General features: G+C 36.6%; 1 protein-coding gene. It reads right to left on the reverse strand.

Annotated elements, in window-relative coordinates:
• The coding region (locus tag FDW96_RS02965) for a hypothetical protein (protein ID WP_212732852.1) at positions 1-222 on the reverse strand (222 nt) is incomplete at its 3' end.
• Positions 223-262 lie beyond the last annotated feature (40 nt).

Below are 262 nucleotides of genomic sequence, written 5' to 3' on the forward strand. Positions count from 1 at the left end.
AACAAAGTCAACCGCTTCTTCAATAGCGTCAGCAAATGGAGTTTTTCCAGCTGATTTGGCCTTTGTAGTAATTTTTTTGATTTTTTTAGCGTCTGCTTCTTTTTCGATTGATTTAAAGCCGTTTGTTCCGTCTCCCTCAACAAGAGCAAGGTCAACAATTTTGTTTACGATAGCTTGTGTAAGTTCTGCTACAATCAATTCGTAAAGTTCTGGATAAGACATTTGAAGTCGTTTAACACGTTCAGCAAGTGATTGCAATTTA

This window comes from Citrobacter sp. TBCS-15 (assembly GCF_005280815.1).
In the GTDB taxonomy this organism is placed as follows: Bacteria; Pseudomonadota; Gammaproteobacteria; order Enterobacterales; family Enterobacteriaceae; genus Citrobacter; species Citrobacter werkmanii.